The sequence below is a fragment of the Micrococcus sp. HMSC31B01 genome (genome assembly GCF_001816085.1).
GTDB lineage: Bacteria > Actinomycetota > Actinomycetes > Actinomycetales > Micrococcaceae > Micrococcus > Micrococcus luteus.
In genome coordinates this window covers 1-1,382 of record NZ_KV825097.1, presented here as the reverse complement: position 1 = coordinate 1,382, position 1,382 = coordinate 1, and the positions used below count along the sequence as shown (strand labels likewise).

General features: G+C 70.6%; 2 protein-coding genes. Both read right to left on the bottom strand.

The features are described 5' to 3' along the window. Positions 1 to 65: 65 nt before the first annotated feature. Positions 66 to 773, bottom strand: coding sequence for a 50S ribosomal protein L1 (rplA, locus tag HMPREF3105_RS05635; RefSeq protein ID WP_036317746.1), 708 nt, complete (start codon positions 771 to 773; stop codon positions 66 to 68). A gap of 77 nt (positions 774 to 850) precedes the next feature. Continuing rightward, positions 851 to 1,282, bottom strand: coding sequence for a 50S ribosomal protein L11 (rplK, locus tag HMPREF3105_RS05630; RefSeq protein ID WP_010080374.1), 432 nt, complete (start codon positions 1,280 to 1,282; stop codon positions 851 to 853). Positions 1,283 to 1,382 lie beyond the last annotated feature (100 nt).

Sequence of the window (1,382 nt, the reverse complement as noted above, 5' to 3'; positions counted from 1 at the left end):
CGGTCGTCCCCGCTGCGGGGACGACCGGCCGACGTCGTGGGCCCCGATCACCGGGGCCGCGTGGCTCAGAGCTCGGAGGAGTCCACCGAGGTCACGTTCGGGTCCATGGGCACGCCCGGGCCGAAGGTGGTGGCCACGGTGGCCTTGGAGATGTAGCGGCCCTTGGAGGAGGACGGCTTCAGACGCAGGACCTCCTCGAGGGCTGCGGCGTAGTTCTCCACCAGGGCCTTGGCCTCGAAGGAGGTCTTGCCGATGATGAAGTGCAGGTTGGAGTGCTTGTCGACGCGGAAGTCGATCTTGCCGCCCTTGATGTCGGCCACGGCCTTGGCCACGTCCGGGGTCACGGTGCCGGTCTTGGGGTTCGGCATCAGGTTGCGGGGGCCGAGCACCTTGCCCAGACGGCCGACCTTGCCCATGAGCTCCGGGGAGGCCACGGCGGCGTCGAAGTCCACCCAGCCCTCGGAGATCCGGGCGATCAGGTCGTCGTCGCCCACGACGTCCGCGCCGGCGGCGCGGGCGGCCTCGGCGCGGTCACCGGTGGCGAACACGACGACGCGGGCGGTCTTGCCGGTGCCGTGGGGCAGGCTCACGGAGCCGCGGACCATCTGGTCGGCCTTGCGGGGGTCGACCGAGAGGCGGAGGGCCACCTCCACGGTGGCGTCGGTCTTGGAGGGGTTGGTCTCCTTGGCGAGGCGGATCGCCTCCACCGGCGAGTACAGATCCTCGCCGATCGCGGCCTTGGCCGCCTTGTATGCCTTGCTGCGCTGTGCCATCTGCGTTCTTCTCCTTGTGCAGTCGTGGTCTGCGGACCGCGCTCGGCCCTGCCACTGGAAGGGGGTGGGGGTGGGCGTCAGCCCTCGACGGTGATGCCCATCGAGCGGGCGGTGCCCGCGATGATCTTGGCGGCGGCCTGCACGTCGTTGGCGTTCAGGTCCTCCATCTTGGTCTGGGCGATCTCCTCGCACTGGGCCTGGGTCAGCGTGCCGACCTTGGCCGTGTGCGGGGTGGCGGAGCCCTTGGCGACGCCGGCGGCCTTCTTGATGAGCTCGGCGGCCGGCGGGGTCTTGGTCACGAAGGTGAACGAGCGGTCCTCGTACACGGTGATCTCGACCGGGACCACGTTGCCGCGCTGCGACTCGGTGGCGGCGTTGTACGCCTTGCAGAACTCCATGATGTTCACGCCGTGCTGGCCCAGGGCGGGGCCGATGGGCGGGGCCGGGTTGGCGGCGCCGGCCTGGATCTGAAGCTTGATCAGACCGGTGACCTTCTTCTTGGGAGCCATGAGTGGATCCTTCTCTCACTGGGGGACCCTCGGCGCAGGAGCGCACCGGGGGCGGTGGCCGCCGTGGCGCGGCGGCCGGTGCCGCGTCCGGGCCGGCAGG